Source organism: Pseudomonas sp. TE12234 (genome assembly GCF_054061835.1).
Window position 1 is genome coordinate 567,004 of record NZ_JBSSEP010000002.1, and the last position, 20,318, is coordinate 587,321.

The 20,318-nt window shown below is 61.8% G+C and carries 20 protein-coding genes; 14 read left to right on the forward strand and 6 right to left on the reverse strand.

What is annotated here, in order from left to right; translation table 11 throughout:
* From ACVWYU_RS06205 to ACVWYU_RS06220, 4 genes are all read left to right on the forward strand, one after another.
* Entirely contained in the window at positions 1-1,059 is a 1,059-nt protein-coding gene (locus ACVWYU_RS06205; protein ID WP_090320586.1) for an alpha-ketoacid dehydrogenase subunit beta, read from the forward strand.
* The gene (locus tag ACVWYU_RS06210) at positions 1,060-2,334 is read left to right on the forward strand and encodes a dihydrolipoamide acetyltransferase family protein (protein ID WP_457372231.1); all 1,275 of its coding nucleotides are present in this window, start codon (positions 1,060-1,062) and stop codon (positions 2,332-2,334) included. It abuts the gene before it with no gap.
* A 3-nt stretch (positions 2,335-2,337) separates the two neighbouring features.
* Positions 2,338-3,720: a dihydrolipoyl dehydrogenase gene (gene lpdA, locus ACVWYU_RS06215; RefSeq protein ID WP_390956386.1), complete on the forward strand. Its 1,383-nt coding sequence runs from the start codon at positions 2,338-2,340 to the stop codon at positions 3,718-3,720.
* 319 nt (positions 3,721-4,039) lie between these two features.
* Entirely contained in the window at positions 4,040-5,059 is a 1,020-nt protein-coding gene (locus ACVWYU_RS06220; RefSeq protein WP_090320577.1) for a branched-chain amino acid aminotransferase, read from the forward strand.
* Between the two features lie 453 nt (positions 5,060-5,512).
* Here ACVWYU_RS06220 and dmeF read toward each other — a convergent pair whose 3' ends face one another.
* From dmeF to ACVWYU_RS06240, 4 genes are all read right to left on the reverse strand, one after another.
* Positions 5,513-6,439: a CDF family Co(II)/Ni(II) efflux transporter DmeF gene (gene dmeF, locus ACVWYU_RS06225; protein ID WP_248916586.1), complete on the reverse strand. Its 927-nt coding sequence runs from the start codon at positions 6,437-6,439 to the stop codon at positions 5,513-5,515.
* A gap of 12 nt (positions 6,440-6,451) precedes the next feature.
* Complete coding sequence (locus ACVWYU_RS06230; RefSeq protein WP_047528162.1) at positions 6,452-6,727, reverse strand: metal/formaldehyde-sensitive transcriptional repressor; 276 nt, start codon at positions 6,725-6,727, stop codon at positions 6,452-6,454.
* Positions 6,728-6,861: 134 nt separating this feature from the next.
* Positions 6,862-7,365, reverse strand: a complete 504-nt coding sequence (locus tag ACVWYU_RS06235; RefSeq protein WP_247258034.1) for an MEKHLA domain-containing protein — start codon at positions 7,363-7,365, stop codon at positions 6,862-6,864.
* Positions 7,358-7,696 (reverse strand): FKBP-type peptidyl-prolyl cis-trans isomerase, encoded by a 339-nt coding sequence (locus ACVWYU_RS06240; RefSeq protein WP_090320571.1) that lies wholly within the window; start codon positions 7,694-7,696, stop codon positions 7,358-7,360. Before ACVWYU_RS06240 ends, ACVWYU_RS06235 begins: the two co-directional genes overlap by 8 nt.
* Before the next feature lie 185 nt (positions 7,697-7,881).
* Here ACVWYU_RS06240 and ACVWYU_RS06245 point away from each other — a divergent pair, with 185 nt between their 5' ends.
* From ACVWYU_RS06245 to ACVWYU_RS06255, 3 genes are all read left to right on the forward strand, one after another.
* Positions 7,882-8,955, forward strand: a complete 1,074-nt coding sequence (locus ACVWYU_RS06245; protein WP_457372232.1) for a diguanylate cyclase domain-containing protein — start codon at positions 7,882-7,884, stop codon at positions 8,953-8,955.
* A gap of 149 nt (positions 8,956-9,104) precedes the next feature.
* Positions 9,105-10,397, forward strand: a complete 1,293-nt coding sequence (tcuC, locus tag ACVWYU_RS06250; RefSeq protein WP_457372233.1) for a tricarballylate/proton symporter TcuC — start codon at positions 9,105-9,107, stop codon at positions 10,395-10,397.
* A gap of 26 nt (positions 10,398-10,423) precedes the next feature.
* Complete coding sequence (locus tag ACVWYU_RS06255; RefSeq protein WP_457372234.1) at positions 10,424-11,200, forward strand: substrate-binding domain-containing protein; 777 nt, start codon at positions 10,424-10,426, stop codon at positions 11,198-11,200.
* Here ACVWYU_RS06255 and ACVWYU_RS06260 read toward each other — a convergent pair.
* Positions 11,190-12,104: a LysR family transcriptional regulator gene (locus ACVWYU_RS06260; protein ID WP_457372235.1), complete on the reverse strand. Its 915-nt coding sequence runs from the start codon at positions 12,102-12,104 to the stop codon at positions 11,190-11,192. The two genes, ACVWYU_RS06255 and ACVWYU_RS06260, sit on opposite strands and share 11 nt — an antisense overlap.
* 158 nt (positions 12,105-12,262) lie before the next feature.
* Between ACVWYU_RS06260 and ACVWYU_RS06265 the strand changes: the two genes are divergently transcribed.
* Both ACVWYU_RS06265 and ACVWYU_RS06270 read left to right on the forward strand, forming a co-directional pair.
* The gene (locus ACVWYU_RS06265) at positions 12,263-14,071 is read left to right on the forward strand and encodes a monovalent cation:proton antiporter-2 (CPA2) family protein (RefSeq protein WP_090320542.1); all 1,809 of its coding nucleotides are present in this window, start codon (positions 12,263-12,265) and stop codon (positions 14,069-14,071) included.
* Between the two features lie 143 nt (positions 14,072-14,214).
* On the forward strand, positions 14,215-15,324 hold the full coding sequence (locus tag ACVWYU_RS06270; protein WP_457372236.1) for a DNA alkylation repair protein: 1,110 nt from the start codon (positions 14,215-14,217) through the stop codon (positions 15,322-15,324).
* On the opposite strand, the gene ACVWYU_RS06275 is transcribed toward ACVWYU_RS06270, so the two are convergent.
* Entirely contained in the window at positions 15,305-15,877 is a 573-nt protein-coding gene (locus tag ACVWYU_RS06275) for a cytochrome b (RefSeq protein WP_090320536.1), read from the reverse strand. The genes ACVWYU_RS06270 and ACVWYU_RS06275 overlap by 20 nt on opposite strands.
* A gap of 184 nt (positions 15,878-16,061) precedes the next feature.
* On the opposite strand from ACVWYU_RS06275, the gene ACVWYU_RS06280 reads away from it, so the two are divergent.
* Genes ACVWYU_RS06280 through ACVWYU_RS06300 form a run of 5 tightly spaced genes read left to right on the forward strand, consistent with a single transcriptional unit; the run spans position 16,062 to position 20,318 of the window.
* Complete coding sequence (locus ACVWYU_RS06280) at positions 16,062-16,739, forward strand: thermostable hemolysin (RefSeq protein ID WP_457372237.1); 678 nt, start codon at positions 16,062-16,064, stop codon at positions 16,737-16,739.
* On the forward strand, positions 16,729-18,210 hold the full coding sequence (locus tag ACVWYU_RS06285) for an AMP-binding protein (RefSeq protein WP_457372238.1): 1,482 nt from the start codon (positions 16,729-16,731) through the stop codon (positions 18,208-18,210). The genes ACVWYU_RS06280 and ACVWYU_RS06285 overlap by 11 nt, the downstream gene beginning before the upstream one ends.
* Complete coding sequence (locus ACVWYU_RS06290; RefSeq protein WP_457372239.1) at positions 18,207-18,881, forward strand: TenA family transcriptional regulator; 675 nt, start codon at positions 18,207-18,209, stop codon at positions 18,879-18,881. The genes ACVWYU_RS06285 and ACVWYU_RS06290 overlap by 4 nt, the downstream gene beginning before the upstream one ends.
* Positions 18,868-19,677, forward strand: a complete 810-nt coding sequence (locus ACVWYU_RS06295) for an SDR family oxidoreductase (RefSeq protein ID WP_090320524.1) — start codon at positions 18,868-18,870, stop codon at positions 19,675-19,677. Before ACVWYU_RS06290 ends, ACVWYU_RS06295 begins: the two co-directional genes overlap by 14 nt.
* A complete protein-coding gene (locus ACVWYU_RS06300) occupies positions 19,674-20,318 on the forward strand; it encodes a tetratricopeptide repeat protein (RefSeq protein WP_457372240.1) in 645 nt (214 codons plus the stop codon). The genes ACVWYU_RS06295 and ACVWYU_RS06300 overlap by 4 nt, the downstream gene beginning before the upstream one ends.

Below are 20,318 nucleotides of genomic sequence, written 5' to 3' on the forward strand. Positions count from 1 at the left end.
ATGAACGATCACAACAACAATATTCAGTTGGACACCGCCATGACCACGACCACCATGACCATGATCCAGGCCCTGCGCTCGGCCATGGATGTGATGCTTGAGCGTGACGACAATGTTGTGGTGTTCGGCCAGGACGTCGGCTACTTCGGTGGCGTGTTCCGTTGCACCGAAGGCCTGCAGGCCAAGTACGGCACCTCGCGGGTGTTCGATGCGCCGATCTCCGAGAGCGGTATCGTCGGTACTGCCGTGGGCATGGGCGCCTACGGACTGCGTCCGGTGGTGGAGATCCAGTTCGCCGACTACGTCTACCCGGCCTACGACCAGATCATTTCCGAAGCCGCCCGCCTGCGTTATCGCTCGGCCGGCGAGTTCACCGCGCCGTTGACCCTGCGCATGCCCTGCGGCGGCGGCATCTACGGCGGCCAGACCCACAGCCAGAGTATCGAAGCCCTGTTCACTCAAGTGTGCGGCCTGCGCACCGTCATGCCATCCAACCCCTACGATGCCAAGGGCCTGCTGATCGCCTCCATCGAAAACGATGACCCGGTGATCTTCCTCGAGCCCAAGCGCCTGTACAACGGCCCGTTCGACGGCCACCACGACCGTCCGGTGACCCCTTGGTCGAAACACCCCGCCGCTCAGGTTCCGGACGGCTACTACACCGTGCCGCTGGACGTGGCCGCCATCGCCCGTCCGGGCAAGGATGTCACCGTTCTGACCTACGGCACCACGGTGTACGTGTCGCTGGTTGCCGCCGAAGAAAGCGGCGTGGATGCCGAAGTCATCGACCTGCGCAGCCTGTGGCCGCTGGACCTGGAAACCATCGTCAAGTCGGTGAAGAAAACCGGGCGCTGCGTGATCGTTCACGAAGCCACCCGTACTTGCGGTTTCGGTGCCGAACTGACAGCGCTGGTGCAAGAGCACTGCTTCCACCACCTGGAAGCGCCGATCGAACGCGTCACCGGTTGGGACACCCCCTACCCGCACGCGCAGGAGTGGGCGTATTTCCCTGGTCCGTCCCGAGTGGGCGCGGCTTTGAAACGGGTCATGGAGGTCTGAATGGGCACGCACGTCATTAAAATGCCGGACATTGGCGAAGGCATTGCAGAAGTTGAATTGTCGGTATGGCACGTCAAAGTCGGCGACATGGTCGTCGAAGATCAGGTGCTGGCCGATGTCATGACCGACAAGGCGATGGTCGATATCCCGTCGCCGGTGCATGGCAAAGTCATCGCCCTTGGCGGTCAACCGGGCGAAGTCATGGCGGTCGGCAGTGTGCTGATCAGCATTGAAGTCGAAGGTGCGGGCAACGTTAAAGAGTCGGCTCAGCCAGCGGCCCCTGTCAAAGAAGCAGCGATTGCAGCCCCGAAAGTGGAAGCCGTGGTCGAAAGCAAACCAGTCGCAGCCGCTGCGCCACGCCCGGCCGTGTGCCAGGGCCCGATGGTGGCCCGTGAAGCGAATGAGCGTCCGTTGGCATCCCCGGCCGTGCGCAAGCATGCGCTGGACCTGGGCATCCAGTTGCGTCTGGTACGCGGCACCGGCCCGGCCGGTCGGGTGTTGCACGAAGACCTCGAGACCTACCTGGCCCAGGGCCAGTCGAATGCGTCGAGCGTCAGCAGCGCTTACGCCCAGCGCAACGATGAAGAGCAGATCCCGGTGATCGGCATGCGCCGCAAGATCGCCCAGCGCATGCAGGACGCCACGCAACGCGCCGCGCATTTCAGCTACGTCGAAGAAATCGACGTCACCGCCGTGGAAGAGCTGCGCGCGCACCTCAACGAAAAACACGGCGCCACTCGCGGCAAGCTGACCTTGCTGCCCTTCCTGGTCCGCGCCCTGGTCGTCGCCCTGCGCGACTTCCCGCAGATCAACGCCCGTTACGACGACGAAGCCCAGGTCATCACCCGCCTCGGCGCGGTGCATGTGGGGATCGCCACCCAGGCCGACATCGGCTTGATGGTCCCGGTGGTGCGCCACGCCGAAGCCCGCAGTCTGTGGGACAGCGCGGCAGAAATCGCCCGTCTGGCCACGGCCGCACGCAATGGCAAGGCCAGCCGCGATGAACTGTCCGGTTCGAGCATCACCCTGACCAGCCTCGGCGCGTTGGGCGGCATCGTCAGTACGCCGGTGCTGAACCTGCCGGAAGTGGCGATTGTCGGCGTGAACAAAATCGTCGAACGGCCAATGGTGATCAAAGGCCAGATCGTGATTCGCAAGATGATGAACCTCTCCAGCTCCTTCGATCACCGCGTGGTCGACGGCATGGACGCGGCGCAATTCATCCAGGCCGTGCGTGGCCTGCTCGAACAACCCGCCACCCTGTTTGTGGAGTAAGTCATGCAAACTCTGAACACCACGCTGCTGATCATCGGCGGCGGTCCCGGCGGTTACGTGACGGCGATCCGTGCCGGCCAGTTGGGCATTGCCACCATTCTGGTAGAAGGGCAATCCCTGGGTGGCACCTGCCTGAACATCGGCTGCATTCCATCCAAGGCACTGATCCACGTCGCCGAGCAGTTTCACCAGACTCAACAGCACAGCCAGCATTCGGCCCTGGGCATCAGCGTGTCGGCGCCGACCCTGGACATCGGCAAGAGCGTCGAGTGGAAAGACGGCATCGTTGATCGCCTGACCACCGGCGTCGCCGCGCTGCTGAAAAAGAACAAGGTCCAGGTCATTCAAGGCTGGGCCAAGGTCATCGACGGCAAGACCGTCGAAGTCGGCGACACCCGCATTCAATGTGAGCACCTGGTGCTGGCCACGGGTTCGAAGAGCGTTAACCTGCCGATGCTGCCGATTGGCGGGCCGATCATTTCGTCCACCGAAGCCCTGGCACCGAAATCGATACCGAAACGGCTGATTGTGGTCGGTGGCGGTTACATCGGCCTGGAGCTGGGCATTGCCTACCGCAAGCTCGGTGCCGAGGTCAGCGTGGTCGAGGCGCAGGAGCGGATTCTGCCGGCCTACGACGCCGAACTGACCCAGCCGGTGCACGAAGAACTGAAAAAGCTCGGCGTGAAGCTTTACTTGAAGCACAGCGTTCAAGGCTTTGATTCCAAAGCAAATACCCTGCAAGTTCTGGCCCCCAACGGCGACACCCTGAACCTGGAAACCGATCAGGTACTGGTGGCCGTCGGCCGCAAGCCGAACACCCAGGGCTGGAACCTTGAAGCGCTGGACCTGGCGATGAACGGCTCGTCGATCAAGATCGACAACCGCTGCCAGACCAGCATGCGTAACGTCTACGCCATCGGCGACCTCAGCGGCGAACCGATGCTCGCGCACCGGGCCATGGCCCAGGGCGAGATGGTCGCCGAACTGATCAGCGGCAAATCCCGTGAGTTCAACCCGACGGCCATCGCTGCGGTGTGCTTCACCGACCCGGAATTGGTGGTGGTCGGCCAGACGCCGGACGAAGCCAAGGCTGCCGGACTGGACTGCATCGTTTCCAGCTTCCCGTTCGCTGCCAATGGCCGGGCAATGACCCTGGAGTCGAAAAGCGGCTTCGTGCGCGTGGTCGCCCGTCGCGACAATCATGTGATTGTCGGTTGGCAGGCGGTAGGCGTCGGGGTGTCCGAGTTGTCCACGGCCTTTGCGCAAAGCCTGGAGATGGGCGCGCAACTGGAGGACATCGGCGGCACGATTCATGCGCACCCGACGCTGGGCGAGGCAGTGCAGGAAGCGGCATTGCGGGCGCTGGGGCATGCGTTGCATTTGTAAATGCGCCCCCTGTGGCGAGGGAGCTTGCTCCCGCTGGGCTGCGAAGCGACCCCAAACCTGCCACTGCGGAACATCTGATGCACCACAGTGGCAGGTTTTACCAGTGCTGCGCACTGGAGCGGGAGCAAGCTCCCTCGCCACAAAAAGGGGGTGAAACATGCGAGAACAATGGGAGTTTAATAAGCAAGCTTCGATTTTTGCCTATCCCCCCATCGTCCGGGCTGCGAAACCGGCCCGGAATGAAGTATTGTTGTGCCCATCCGGAAAAACGTCAGAAGCCTTGAACCGTTTCGGCGGTTGTTAAGTGATAGAGGGTGTCATGGGTAACGAGAGCATCAATTGGGACAAGCTGGGTTTTGACTACATCAAGACCGACAAGCGCTATCTGTCGCACTGGCGTAATGGCGAGTGGGACAAAGGCACCCTGACCGAAGACAACGTGCTGCACATCAGCGAAGGCTCCACGGCCCTTCACTATGGCCAGCAATGCTTCGAAGGCCTGAAGGCCTATCGTTGCAAGGACGGCTCGATCAACCTGTTCCGTCCGGACCAGAACGCCGCGCGCATGCAACGCAGCTGCGCCCGCCTGCTGATGCCGCACGTGTCCACCGAGCAGTTCATCGAAGCGTGCAAGGAAGTGGTTCGCGCCAACGAGCGTTTCATTCCGCCTTACGGCACCGGCGGCGCGCTTTACCTGCGTCCGTTCGTGATCGGCGTCGGCGACAACATCGGCGTGCGTACCGCACCCGAGTTCATCTTCTCGATCTTCTGCATCCCGGTAGGCGCCTACTTCAAGGGTGGCCTGACCCCGCATAACTTCCTGATCTCCAGCTACGACCGCGCCGCCCCGCAAGGTACCGGTGCGGCCAAGGTCGGTGGCAACTACGCGGCCAGCCTGATGCCGGGCTCCCAGGCCAAGAAGGCGCATTTCGCCGACGCGATCTATCTGGACCCAATGACCCACAAGAAGATCGAGGAAGTCGGTTCGGCCAACTTCTTCGGGATCACCCACGACAACAAGTTCGTGACCCCGAACTCGCCATCCGTGCTGCCGGGCATCACCCGTCTGTCGCTGATCGAACTGGCGAAAACCCGCCTGGGCCTGGAAGTTGTCGAAGGCGACGTGTTCATCGACAAGCTGTCGGACTTCAAGGAAGCCGGTGCCTGCGGTACTGCTGCGGTGATCACGCCGATCGGCGGCATCAGCTACAACGACCACCTGCATGTGTTCCACAGCGAAACCGAAGTCGGCCCGATCACCCAGAAGCTCTACAAAGAGTTGACCGGCGTGCAAACCGGCGACATCGAAGCGCCAGCAGGCTGGATCGTCAAGGTCTGACCCGACGCCAGATGCACAAAAGCCCCCCATCGGCCTGCCGATGGGGGGCTTTGTTTTAAGCGTGTTTTGCGTGTTTCGTTCGACAAGGCGAGCTAACGCTCGAACTCGTTATTTGCTGGCACACGCGCCGCCCTGTGGGAGCCAGCCTGCTGGCGATGGGTGTTAACGATAACGCGTGTGGCCTGGTTAAACGCGGCGTATTTGAGTCCATCGCGAGCAGGCTCGCTCCTACAGGTATCGCGTCACCTAAGCCTGGCACCGCCGCCTGTAGGAGCCAGCCTGCTGGCGATGGGCGTTAACGATAACGCGTATAACCTGGTTAAACGCGGCGCACTTTAGTCCATCGCGAGCAGGCTCGCTCCTACAGGTATCGCGCTACCTGTGCGTGGGTAGACTCCTGTGTAGGAGCCAGCCTGCTGGCGATGGGCGTTAACGATAACGCGTGTTACCTGGTTAAACGCTGCGCAGTTCTACCGTCAGGTGGGACAGTTCATGCACCGGCGCCAGGCGTTCGCGGATGGTGTCGGCGCTGATGTTCGCCGCCGCCACGACACTGACGATCGCCGCCCGTGCCTGCGGGCCGACCTGCCAGACATGCAGGTCGCTGATGCGCACATCGTCTGAAGACTCAAGCAACTCGCGAATCTCCTCAGCCACATGCTCATCCGTGGCGTCCAGCAGAACGGCGGCGCTGTCGCGCATCAATCCGAGCGCCCATTTCGCAATCACGATCGCGCCGACAATCCCCATTGCCGGGTCGAGCCAGACCCAGCCCAGATAGCGCCCCGCCAGCAAGGCGGCAATCGCCAGGATCGAGGTCAGGGCGTCGGCCAGTACATGCACGTAAGCCGAGCGCAGGTTGTTGTCATGATGGTGATGATGGCCGTGGTCATGGCTGTGCCCGTGATCGTGGTGACCGTGATCGCCCGCCAGCAGGAAGGCACTGACGATGTTCACCACCAGCCCCACCACCGCAATCACTGTCGCCTCGGTGAAGGCCACGGTCGTCGGCTGGAACAGGCGCAGGATGGATTCACCCGCAATGCCGATCGATACCAGCCCCAGCACCATGGCCGAGGCAAACCCGGCCAGATCCCCGACCTTGCCGGTACCAAAGCTGTAACGCGCGTTGTTGGCGTGTCGGCGAGCGAAGCCATAAGCCGCCGCGGCGATGCCCAGGGCTACGGCATGGGTTGCCATATGAAAGCCGTCGGCCAGCAACGCCATCGAACCGGTGATGTAGCCGGCGGCAATTTCGCCGATCATCATTACAAACGTCAGCACCACCACCCATAGGGTGCGGCGGGCATTGTCGTCATGGGAGGCGCCCAGAAACACATGGTCGTGAGAAAAGCGCGCAGCCTGTGGTGTCAGTGTCATGGTTACAGATCTCTATTTCGAATAACGACGAATGGCTTGCAACAAGTCTTCCAGACCTTCGGCACGGGCTTCGTCACTGAGTCCCGGATGTGCGACGTGCTCACGGGCGTGGGCGTCGATGAACTGTTCCAGCAACCCGTTGACCGCCCCGCGGATGGCCGCGACCAAGTGCAACGTCTTGGCGCAATCGGCATCCGACTCAAGCGCGCGCTCCACGGCCTGGACCTGGCCGGCAATGCGCCGCACCCGTTTGAGCAAGTCATCTTTGTGTTCGTGAATGTGCGACATACCTATACCCCCTACCCCTATCTGGCGCGCATAGTCACCGATAGCCCGAGAGTTGGCAAGGCGTTGACGCAAGAATTATTCAGAGAGGTGTATTGGCGCGGTGACGAGCCGGCTCGTACCACCGGCTGTATCGATCAATCGATCAGGCCCACACGCCCGGCATCCGGCCAGAAAAGCGCGGCCTGCCCACGGTGAACGCCATCGCGGTCAATCAGGGTCCAGACCTTGCCTTCGTGAATCATGAACGGATGGCCATGGCGGTCCACCCGATAACCGCTGTACCCGTGGGCGATGCCATGGGCGCTGACTTGTTCGAGCAGGGTCTGGCGCATGGCCCGGTCCAACGGCGAGGCACTGAAGCGCGATGGCATGCCCAAAAACTGCTCGCGGGGGTATTTGAAGCAGGTGAGCGCCTGTTCATTGGCGTAAAAGAAGCAGGGATCGGCTTCGCTGCCATGGGCCAGCAGACTGTAAGGCGCGTGGGCGTGCAGCCAGTGCAGGCGTTCGGCGCCCTTCAGCGAGTTTGGCGCCGGCAGGTTTTCGCCGGTCCAGTGCCGATAAGACCGGTCCAGCCATTCAACGGCGGCGTATTCGTCGATGGCCACTATCGGCCTTTCCAGACCATCGCGGTCAATCATCACGCGTCAGCACTTCAAGCAATTCAATCTCGAAAATCAGGTTCGAGTTCGGCGTGATCTTGCCCATGCTCCGCTCGCCATAAGCCAGATGCGCCGGTACCAGCAACTTGCGCTTGCCACCGACCTGCATGCCCATGAGGCCCTGATCCCAGCCCTTGATCACGCGACCGGTGCCGATCACGCACTGGAAAGGCTTGCCCCGGCTGTAGGAAGAATCGAATTCCGTGCCGTCTTCCAGCCATCCACGGTATTGGGTGGTGATCAATGCGCCTTTGACGGCCGCTTTACCGTCACCCGGTTGCAGATCGATTACCTGAAGCTCGTCATTCATTGGATTCACTCGTATGCTCTCTCGCCCGAAAAGGGCCTGACCGGCGCCGTTTTCCCAGATCCGCGCTCGATTGGCAACCCTTCCCGCCGTCAGGTACGGCGTTGAAAGCTGTTTGCCGAAGTGTCCTGAAGTAGGATAAACAAACCTCCCCGGACGGTTCACATCGCCATGATGGCCACCCCAGAATGATATTTTTTTCGACCCCTGCTGCCCTTGGCCTGGTAATACTCACGTTGATCATCGTGCTGCTGTGGCGCGAGCGCACATTACGCAAGCAACTGAGCGAATGTCGCACGCTGATCGACCGCCTCTCCGAAGGGCAGAACATCCACCAGAACGGTGACGCCGAGCGCTTCAAGCGCAGCCAGTACTTTGCCCGCATCGGCACCTGGGACTGGGATGTCGACACTGACAGGCTGTACTGGTCAGACGCGATCTACGGCATGTTCGGGTTCAAGATCGGCGAAGTGACCCCCTCCTACACCTTGTTCTGCGCCTGTGTGCATCCGGATGACCGGGTCAGGGTCCGGGCCGGCGAGTTGCGCTGTCTGGAAACCGGTGACAATCACGACGAGGAATACCGCGTGGTCTGGCCCGACGGCACCATCCGCTGGTTGCGCGAGACCGGCAACGTGGTGAAGAACGAGCAGGACGAAACGATCAAGATGATGGGCGTGGTACGCGACATCACCGAAGAAAAGGCTTCCGCCAATTACCTGCGACACCTGGCGCACTTTGACCCGCTGACGGGATTGCCCAACCGGCTGGTGCTCGAAGAGCGCCTGGCCGAAGCGCTGGAACAGGCGCGTGTCAGCGATACGCGGGTGGCGCTGGTGTTCGTCGACCTCAACGGCTTCAAGGCGATCAATGACCACTATGGTCACGCCGCCGGCGACCGCGTACTGGTTACCACCGCCACCCGCCTCAAGAAGATCCTGCGCGCAACCGACACCGTCGCCCGCATCGGCGGCGATGAGTTCGTGGTCATTCTTCAAGGGTTGCCTCAGGGCCGCTGCCTGCAAGACGAAGCGCGCAGCATCTGTCAGAAAATCTTCGTCGAACTCTCCCCGCCCGTCACCATCGGCAACGACCAGCGCCATATCGGCACCAGCCTGGGCGTGGCCGTGTTCCCCGACCATGCACCGAGCATGGACCGGTTGATCCACGTTGCCGATCTGGCGATGTATGCGGCCAAGCGCAGCGGGAACAATCAGTACCGATTGGGTGATCAGGCGTTGAGCCACAGCCGGGTGGAGTGAGTGCCCGAAAGCATTGATCCGCCCTGCGCATCAATGCATGCCAAAAACGCACTTATCATATCAATCACCCTGTTCCACTATCCGCCCCAATAAGAACCGTGCACCGCCTACAGGCAGTGCACGTCATAAAAGCGGTGGAGTACTTATCGATGACAGCCTCAATTTCGCGCGGACGCTCCCGCGCCAGTGCCATTTTCCGGGTCACCTCGGGCAATTTCCTCGAACAGTTCGATTTTTTCCTTTTCGGTTTCTATGCCACGCAGATTGCGGCCGTGTTCTTCCCGGCCAGCAGCGAGTTCGCTTCCTTGATGATGACCTTTGCCGTGTTCGGCGCAGGCTTCTTGATGCGTCCATTGGGTGCGGTGCTGCTGGGTGCGTACATTGATGATGTGGGTCGGCGCAAAGGGCTGATCGTGACCTTGTCGATCATGGCCAGCGGCACGATCCTGATTGTGCTGGTGCCCGGCTACGAAACCATTGGTCTGTTCGCGCCGGCCCTCGTCCTGATCGGACGGTTGCTGCAAGGGTTTTCGGCGGGCGCGGAGCTGGGCGGCGTCTCGGTGTATCTCTCGGAAATCGCCACGCCCGGCAACAAGGGGTTTTTCACCAGTTGGCAATCAGCCAGTCAGCAAGTGGCAATCGTGGTCGCCGCCGCGCTGGGCTACGGCCTGAACCAATGGATGGCGCCAACCATGGTCGCCGACTGGGGCTGGCGGATTCCGTTTTTTGTCGGCTGCATGATCGTGCCGTTCATCTTCCTGCTGCGTCGTAACCTGGAAGAAACCGAAGAGTTCGCGGCTCGTAAACACCGTCCGGGCATGGGCGAGGTATTGCGTACGCTCGCACAGAACTGGGTGGTCGTATTCGCCGGCATGATGATGGTCGCCTTGACCACCACGGCGTTTTACCTGATCACCGTGTACGCGCCGACCTTCGGCAAAACCGTACTGCACCTGAGTACATCCGATGCGTTGCTGGTGACGTTGCTGGTAGGCGTGTCGAACTTCTTCTGGCTGCCGATTGGCGGCGCGTTGTCCGACCGTATCGGCCGACGCCCGGTGCTGATCGCCATGGCCCTGTTGGCATTGGCCACCACCTATCCGGCGCTGACGTACCTGGTACAGGCACCAAGCTTCCTCAACATGTTGCTGGTGCTGCTGTGGTTGTCGTTCATTTATGGCTTGTACAACGGCGCGATGATCCCGGCGCTGACTGAAATCATGCCGGTGCACGTGCGGGTCGCCGGGTTCTCCCTGGCGTATAGCCTGGCCACCGCCGTGTTTGGCGGATTCACTCCGGCGATGTCGACCCTGCTGATTCAGTACACCGGCGACAAGGCTGCGCCCGGCTACTGGATGAGTTTCGCCGCGCTCTGTGCGTTGTGCGCGACGTTGTACCTGTATCGCCGCGCCAGCGGTCGCCTGCAACCCGCCCTTTCCTGAGCCCGTCCTTTTCGAGAACACACACGATGAAAAAGCTATTCAACGTTACGGCCCTGAGCCTGCTCCTCAGCCTGGGCCTGAATGCCATGGCCCAGGCTGAAGAGATCCGCGTGATGACCTCCGGCGGTTTCACTGCCGCCTACAAGATCCTCGGCCCGAAATTCGCCGCAGCCACCGGCAACACTCTCCATACCGATCTTGGCCCATCGATGGGCAAAGCCCCGGAAGCGATCCCCAATCGCCTGGCGCGCGGTGAACAGGCCGATGTCGTGATCATGGTCGGCTACGCCCTCGACGACCTGATCAAGCAAGGCAAGGTCGACCCGGCTTCACGGGTCGAACTGGCAGACTCGCGAATCGGCCTGGTGGTGCGCGAAGGGGCGCCGAAGCCGGACATCAGTTCCATCGACGGCCTGAAAAAGACCTTGCTCGACGCCAGATCCGTGGCCTATTCCGACAGCGCCAGCGGCGTCTACGTTGAACAGCAGCTGTTCAAGCGCCTGGGCATTGAAGACCAGCTCAAGCCCAAGTCGACCATGGTCCCGAAAATACCCGTGGGTTCCGTGGTGGCCACCGGCGACTATCAACTGGGCTTTCAGCAGGTGAGCGAATTGCTGCCAGTGCCAGGGGTGAGCTTTGTCGCGAAGATTCCGGAGTCAGTGCAATCGGTGACCCGTTTCGCTGCCGGCATTCCGGTGGGGGCGCAACACCCGGCCGAAGCCAAAGCACTGCTGGCCTATCTGGCATCAGCCCAGGCACAGCCGGATGTGAAAGCCACCGGACTGGATTCGGTCAGTCACTGACAGACGGCGGCTGGACTTTCATTTCCACCACCAGGCGTTCCAGTTCCAGTGCAGCCGGGGTCAGGGTTCGGCCCCGGCGCTTGATCAAACCGACGCTGCGCATGACCTTTGGGTCGGTCAGCGGCACCTGCGTCAGAATCGGGTGATCCGCTGCCGGCATTGCCATCAGCGGCACCGCCGCCACACCGAGCCCCGCCTCCACCAGGCCGATCATGGTCGTCACATGTCGGGTTTCGCAGATGCTCGGCCGCTGCGGCACCACCCGGGTCAATGCCTGATCCAGTAAAAAACGGTTGCCCGAGGTTTTATCCAGCGAGATGTAATCCTGCTGATAGAACTCATTCCACGTCACGCTGCTGCGTCCGGCCAATGGATGGTCACGGCGACAGGCCACCACATAACTTTCCTGCACCAGCGGCTCGAAATCCACTTCGGCCTCCTGCGTGCCCATGAAACTCAGGCCGAAATCCGCTTCACCGTTGACGACCGCACTCAGCACTTCGTGGGCGCTGGAATCCAGCACTTTGACTTTGATCCGTGGAAATTGCCGATGGTAATGAGCGACGACCCGCGGCATGAAGTAGTACGCCGCCGACGGCACGCAAGCGACGGTGACATGGCCCAGACGCGTCGAGGCGACTTCGCTGATGCCCAGCAACGCGACGTCCAGATCGTCCAGCAGGCGCTCCACGCTCGGCATGAAACCGCGTCCGGCCTGGGTCAGGCTGACCTTGCGCGTGGTGCGTTCAAAGAGCCTCACGCCCAGGGCATCCTCGAGTTTTTCAATGCGCCGGCTCAGGGCCGGCTGGGAAATGCGCACCGTGTCGGCAGCCTTGCGAAAGCTGCCCTGCTCAACCACGGCACGAAAGGCCTGCAAGTCGTTGAGGTCGAAATTGATGGCCATGGTCTGCACTCGCAGAGGAATCGGATTGATCCACTTATTCTATGAATGTAACCAACTAATGCAAAATGTAACAACTGAGTTCCAACCCATGGCTGACTCAGCCAACCCCAGCCTTTATCCTTGTCGCCCCTGCCGTACCGAGTGAATGGAGTTTCGTCATGCCCCATGAAGGCAATCTGTTGCAAGCCGCTGTCGTGTTTCTGTTCGCGGCGGTGCTCACCGTGCCACTGGCCAAGCGGCTGCAACTGGGGGCGGTGCTGGGTTATCTGTTTGCCGGGGTGATCATCGGGCCTTCGGTGCTGGGCCTGATCGGCAATCCGCAGAGTGTCAGTCACATCTCGGAACTCGGCGTGGTGTTGCTGCTGTTCATCATCGGCCTTGAATTGTCGCCGCGCCGCTTGTGGGTGATGCGCAAATCGGTGTTTGGCGTCGGCCTGGCGCAGGTGTTGTTGACCGGCTCGGTGATCGGTGTGGTGGCGCTGTTTTTGTTCGGCCAGCCGCTCAACAGCGCCATCGTGCTGGGCCTCGGCCTGGCCTTGTCATCCACCGCGTTTGGTCTGCAAAGCCTGGCCGAGCGCAAGGAACTGACCAGCCCCCACGGGCGCCTGGCGTTTGCGATCCTGCTGTTCCAGGACATCGCCGCGATCCCGCTGATCGCCATGGTGCCATTGCTGGCCGGCGTCGATCACAACGCCAGTGCCGCCGACGATGTCAATCACGGCTTGCGGGTACTGGGCAGCATTGCAGTCGTGGTGATCGGCGGACGTTATCTGCTGCGACCGGTATTCCGGGTGGTGGCGAAAACCGGTTTGCCGGAGGTGTCCACCGCCACCGCACTGCTGGTGGTCATCGGCACGGCATGGTTGATGGACCTGGTGGGCGTGTCGATGGCCCTTGGCGCCTTTCTCGCCGGCCTGCTGCTGGCAGACTCCGAATACCGTCATGAACTGGAAGCGCAAATCGAACCGTTCAAGGGGCTGCTGCTGGGGCTGTTTTTCATCAGTGTCGGCATGGGCGCGAACCTGAGTCTGCTGCTGAGCGCGCCCGCCGTGGTGCTGGGCCTGACCCTGCTGCTGATTGCCATCAAGCTGCCGTTGCTGTTTGTCGTGGGGCGGCTGGCCGGCGGCCTGGGCAAGGTCAGCGCGATTCGCCTCGGCATCGTGCTGGCGGCGGGCGGTGAATTCGCCTTCGTGGTGTTCAAGATCGGCCGCGATCAAGGGTTGTTCGAACCGCACCTGTATGACTTGCTGGTGCTGACCATCACCCTGTCCATGGCGCTCACGCCGTTGCTGTTACTGGGGTGCGCCCGCCTGGTCAGCCCCAAGGTGCAACCGGTGGTGGTCCCCGAGCAATTTCGCGAGATCGATACCGAAGCGCCCCGGGTGGTCATCGCCGGCATGGGCCGCATGGGGCAGATCGTTGCGCGTATCCTGCGGGCCCAGAACATCAAGTTCGTGGCCCTCGACACCTCGGTGGAAACCATCGAGCTGTCCCGCAGCTTCGGCGGTGTACCGGTGTTCTACGGCGACCCGATGCGTCCGGAAATTCTCAAGGCCGCGAAAGTCGGCGAAGCGGAGTTCTTTGTGATTGCCACCGACGACCCGGACACCAACATCAAGACCGCCGAGCTGGTGCGCAAGCTCTATCCGGAGATGAAAATCATCGCCCGCGCCCGTAACCGTCAGCATGTGCATCGGCTGATGGACGTCGACGCCCTGGCGGTGCGCGAGACCTTTTATTCCAGCCTGGAAATGAGCCGCCAGACCCTGATCGGGCTGGGATTGACCCAGGCCCAGGCGGATGCGCGGATCAAGCGCTTCAAACACCATGACGAACAGGTGCTCGAAGCCCAGCATGCGGTGTACGACGATGCGGCGAAAGTCATGCAGACGGCCCAGGAAGCACGGGCGGAACTGGCGCGGCTGTTTGAGTCGGATCAGCTGGAAGAGCAAGCGGCCAGGAAATGAAGTGACTTGGAGGGCCTCTTCGCGAGCAGGCTCGCTCCCACATTGAACAGGTGTCGTTGGCAAGCGCCTTGTGGGAGCGAGCCTGCTCGCGAAGAACGATTACCCGATGTATTGGGTAAACAACAAATACAAAGGAACCCACAATGGCTGCTGATTCATCCTCCCCCGCCCTCAAGGAAATCTTCAACAGCGAACGCCTCCAGCACATCGCCACCGAGATGACCGCGGTCTATCCCCGGTTCGATGCCAGGGCCTTCCTGAAGCTGGCCAAAAGCGGTCTGGCGGACCTGTCGGTGATGCAGCGCATGGCCCGCGTCAGCGAATGCCTGCACACGGTGCTGGCGCTGGACTTCGAGGCCTCGCTGCCATTATTGCGCGCCCTCGCCCCGCGCCTGAACAGCGGTTTCGTCAGCATGTGCCTGCCGCATTACGTGGCAGCCTACGGCACCGAGCGATTCGACCTGTCCATGGACGCGCTCAAGTACTTCACCGCCTTCGGCTCCTCGGAGTTCGCCATCCGGCACTTCCTGCGTCGCGATCTGGAGCGGTCCCTCAAACTGATGCATGACTGGTCGCTGGATGCCAACGAACACGTCCGACGCCTGGCCAGTGAAGGCTGCCGGCCACGCTTGCCGTGGTCGTTTCGCCTGGAGTCGATCCAGGCCGAGCCACGGCTGGCCGCCGCCATTCTCGACAATCTCAAGGCCGACCCCAGCCTGTATGTCCGCAAGTCCGTGGCCAACCACCTCAACGACATCACCAAGGATCACCCGCAGTGGGTGCTGGACCTGATCGAAGGCTGGTCGCTGGATAACAAACACACGGCATGGATCGCCAGGCACGCGCTGCGCAGCCTGATCAAACAGGGCAATCAAAGGGCGCTGGCGATCATCGGCGCCAGCGGCAAGCCTGAAGTCGAGATCCTCGACGTACAGGTCAATCCGCCGGTGATAGGCCTGGGGGAAAAAATCACCCTGTCCTTTGCCGTCAGATCCACGGTGGAGGCCAGCCAGCGCCTGGTGATCGACTACGCCATCGATTACGTCAAGTCCAACGGCAGCACGTCGACCAAGGTCTTCAAGCTCAAGGCCCTGACCTTGCCCGGCAAGGCCACCGAATCCATTGCCCGGGGCCAGCACATCAAGGAACTGACCACCCGTCGGCACTACGCGGGCCGGCATGCGGTGCATGTGCTGATCAATGGCGAACGGCTGGCGAGTTCGGCCTTCGAAATTACTGTTGACGCTGATTGAGCGAATCCCGGGAACGGCCTGGCAGCATGCGCGTCAGGGTGTTGTCCTGGACCCAATAGTGGTGGAACAAACCAGCCGCCGCGTGCAAGCCGATCAACCAGTAGCCGGCGTTTCCGAGTTGCTCGTGCCAGTGCTTGAACTGTTTGGCCAGGTCGGGATCGACCGCCACCGGTGCCGGCAAGGCAAACTCAAAATAGGGCATCGGCTTGTCGCCAGCGGCCAGCATCAGCCAGGCCAGTACCGGCGTGGCAATCATCAGCACATACAGCGCCAGGTGCATCAAGTGGGAAACACCGGTCTGCCAGGTGGGCGGTGCCGGCATGATGGGTGGGCGCGGGGACAGCCGCCCAAGCAAACGGATCCAGACCAGGGCAAAAATACTCAAACCGAATAAACCGTGCAGCCCGAGAAAAAAACTCCTCCCGGTACCACCACGGGGCAAGAACCCCTTGATTTCGATGCAGGCATAGACGCCGACAAACAGCGCCAGCATCAACCAGTGCATGGCTATCGACAGTTTTCCGTAACGTTGTGTTGTTGAATCGCGGGTCATCGTGGGCCTCGTGAGTGTCAGTCCAGGCTGGCGACTCATTCGCGCCACCAGATCGAGCGCCACCCTGCCAGCGCAATCTTAAGCGAACCTGAAGACGACGTTATTTAACTTTTTTCTCACCTTCAGACTCCGTTAAGAAATGCTTCCGATACTCCTCCCATAAACTCCCGGGAGGCGCCATTCAATGCCCCACTTCGACTGGAACATCCCTTTGCCTCTGCAGTTCGGCCAAGCGGATACGCCGCCGATGAGTCTGGCCAGAGCGCTGCCGGATGACCCCCAGCGCGAATGCTTTGAAACCTATATCCAACAACGTTTCCGCAAGGCCCACGGTGCCGATATCCGCCATTTCATGCCGGAACTGTTCGGCATGAGCAATGACGCCGGAGAGCTCTGCGCCGTGGCCGGCGTACGCCTGGCCGATGACGGGGAGTTGTTTCTGGAGCGTTATCTGGATGAACCGATCGACCCGCTGATCAGCGGCGCCGCTGATCGCCCGGTGGAGCGGGCCGGTATTGTCGAAGTGGGCAATCTGGCGGCCAGCGACACCGGCAGCGCACGAATGAGCATCATCGCCATCACATACCTGCTGGCCATGGGTGGCCTGGAATGGGTGGCGTTCACTGGCAACATCGGCCTGGTCAACAGCTTCCACCGGCTCGGTTTGAAACCGGTGACCCTGTGCGCCGCCGACCCGGCGCGGCTGGGCGACGACCGGTACAGCTGGGGCAGCTATTACGAGAGCAAGCCCTGGGTGCACGTGGGCAATATCCGCGCCGGCTTCATTCATTTGCGCAATATCGGCCTGTTCGGTCGCCTGGGATTGCCGACATCCATCGAGGGGTTCATCCATGTCGCCTGAAACGGCACGTTTCGACCGGATCCTGCGCCGCCATGCCGAAGAAACGCCCCATGGCATCGCCTTGTGGGGCGATCAATCGATGCTGGACTACGCCACGCTGTACGCCGAGGTGATGGCCCGCCGGCAGCGCCTGCGCGATGGGAATATCAAGGTGGTCGCATTGGCGTTGGACAATGGCGTCGAAGCGATGCTCTGGGACCTGGCCGCATTGTTTGAAGGCCTGACGTGCCTGACGTTGCCGCCGTTCTTCAGCGCCGCCCAACGCAGCCATTGCCTGGAGCAGAGCCAGGCCGAGGTCGTGATCGCCGGCCCGGAGCTGGAAAGCGAGCTGCAAGCGAGCGGCTATGCGCACACCGGCGAATTCTGGCGCCGCACCTTCAAGGGCCCCAACCGGATGCCCGAAGGCACCGCCAAGCTGACGTTCACCTCCGGCACCACCGGCACGCCGAAAGGCGTCTGCCTCAGTGCCGAGAGCATTCTGCAGGTGGCCCGCGAACTGGAGCTGGCCAGCCGGCCCAGCCATCCGCAGCATCATCTGGCCCTGCTGCCGCTGGCCATTCTGCTGGAAAACATCGGTTGTTATGCCGCGTTGTACGCCGGGGCGACCCTGAGCCTGCCCAGCCAGAAAACCCTGGGCATTCAAGGCGCCAGCGGCGTCGATGTGCCACGCCTGCTGGGATTCCTGGCCAGTCGCGCCCCGCAGAGTCTGATTCTGGTACCGCAACTGTTGTTGATGTTGGTCAGCGCTGCGGAGCAGAAAGGCTTCAACCCGCAACACCTGCGCTTTGCCGCCGTGGGTGGCGCGCGGGTTGCCGAAGATTTGCTGCACCGGGCGCAACGGGTGGGCCTGCCGGTCTACGAAGGCTATGGCCTGTCGGAGTGCGCGTCGGTGGTTTGCCTCAACCGGCCGCAGGCCTGCCGGCCCGGCAGCGTCGGTCGTCCCCTGCCCCATGTGCAGATTCGCCTGGCCGACGATGGTGAAGTGCTGATCAAGGGGGCGACCCTGCTCGGCTACCTGGGGGACGCGCCGCACACCGATCAATGGTGGCCCAGCGGCGATCTCGGCGAATTCGACGCCGAGGGTTACCTCTACCTCAAGGGGCGCAAGAAACATCAGTTCGTCACCAGTTTCGGACGCAATGTGAACCCCGAATGGGTCGAGGCCGAGCTGACTCAACGGCGGCATATCGCCCAGGCCTTCGTCTACGGCGAAGCCATGCCACACAACCATGCGCTGCTCTGGCCCCATCGCCCCGACTGCCCGGACGAGCAACTGGCCGCCGCCGTGGCCGAGGCCAACGAGGCCTTGCCTGACTACGCCCAGGTCCATCGCTGGACCCGGCTGGATCAACCCTTCACCCCGGCCAATGGCCTGCTGACCGCCAATGGCCGCCCCCGTCGCGACGCCATCGTCGAGCAGTACCGGGCGCAACTGAGCGAATCTGCGTTTCCAGAGGACACCGCATCATGAGTTTTTTCGACACCCTGCAAGAAGCCACCCACCAGGAACGCCACGAACTGTTCAACCTCCCGGTCATTCGCGATGCCCTGGAGGGCAAGGTCAGCCTGGAAAGCTACCGGGCCTTCCTGACGCAAGCCTATTACCACGTACGTCACACGGTGCCATTGATGATGGCCTGCGGCGCGCGCCTGCCCTCGCGCCTGGAATGGCTGCGGCAGGCCGTGTGCGAGTACATCGAGGATGAGTACGGCCACGAACAATGGGTGCTCAACGACATCGAAGCCTGCGGCGGCGACAAATCCGCGGTCCGCGACGGTCGCCCTTCCCTCCCCATCGAATTGATGGTGGGTTTTCTCTACGACCTGATTGCCCGGGACAACCCGGTCGGTCTGTTCGGCATGGTCAACGTGCTGGAAGGCACCAGCATCGCCCTGGCCACCCATGCCGCCGGCAGCATTCGCCAGCGGCTGGATTTGCCGGAAAGCGCTTTCAGCTACCTCAGTTCCCACGGCGCCCTGGATATCGAACACATGCAGACCTACCGTCGCTTGATGAACAAGCTGGACGACCCGGACGATCAGGCCGCGGTCATTCATGCTTCCAAAGTGGTGTACACGCTCTACGCCGACATGTTCCGCGGTTTGCCGCGTGACGGGGAGAACGTCCATGCGCCTGTCTGAAGCTCGCGTGGTATTGACCGGTGCCAGCGGCGGCATCGGCCTGGCGATCGCCACGGCCTTGTGCGCCAGCGGTGCCCGGGTATTGGCCGTGGCTCGGCATCGGCAACCCTTGGAGTCGCTGCTTGAGCGGTATCCCGATAACCTGTGCTGGATCGCGGCGGACCTGACGTCGGCGGCGGACCGTAGTGAAGTGCTGGCCGAGGCCGAAAGCATCGGAGGCATCAACCTGTTGATCAACGCCGCCGGGGTCAATCATTTCGCCATGCTCGAACAACTGGAGGACAGCGAGATCAACGCGATGCTCGCGCTGAATGTCGGTGCACCGATCTGCCTGACGAAAATCCTCCTGCCCCTGCTCAAGCAGGCCCCCAGCGCCATGGTGGTCAACGTCGGCTCCACCTATGGGTCCATCGGCTACCCCGGTTACGCCAGCTATTGCGCCACCAAGTTCGCGTTGCGCGGGTTTTCCGAAGCCCTGCGCCGGGAACTGGCGGACACCCGGGTCAGTGTGCTCTACGTCGCCCCGCGTGCCACCCGCACCAGCATGAACAGCCCGGCGGCCCAGGCGCTCAACGATGCCCTGAAGTCCAGCGTCGACGACCCGCAAACCGTGGCCGCCGCTGTGATTCACGCCATTGCCGGCGACCGTCGCGATCTGTACCTGGGCTGGCCGGAACGTTTCTTCGTGCGCCTCAACAGTCTGCTGCCCAACCTGGTGGACCGAGGTCTGCGCAAACAATTGCCGCTGATCCGCCACTTGAGTCAGAAACCCGACAAGGAGAATCTCGAACCATGAACAAGATAGCCGCCTACCTGCTGCTGGGGGCCTTGAGCCAGAGCGCCTGGGCGCTGGACGCCGTTGACGAACAGCGGCTGGTGAGTATTCAGCAGAACTGGGCGCACATTCAATACGAACTGCCTGAGGGGCAACGCACGACGGCGTTCGAAAAACTCGCCGCCCAGACCGCGACCTTCACCCAGGAGCGCCAGAACGTGGCGGAGGCCTGGATCTGGTCGGGGATCGTCAACAGCAGTTGGGCCGGTGCCCAGGGCGGGCTTGGCGCGCTGAGCAAGGTCAAGGCGGCGAAAGCCGATCTGGAAAAGGCCCTGACCCTGGACCCCAAGGCGCTGCAAGGTTCGGCCTACACCAGCCTTGGCGCGCTGTACGACCGCGTACCCGGCTGGCCCATCGGTTTCGGCGACGCGGACAAGGCCGAGCAATTGCTTAAAACAGCGTTGCAACTCAACCCCAATGGCATCGACAGCCTGTACTTCTGGGGCGATCACCTTTACCGTCAAAAGCGTTACACCGAAGCCAGGGCAGCCTTGCAAAAAGCCCTGCAAGCGGCGCCCAGAGCGGGCCGCGAAACCGCTGATGCCGGTCGTCGCAAGGAAATCGAAGCCTTACTGGTGGACGTCAATAAAAAACTCGGCTGA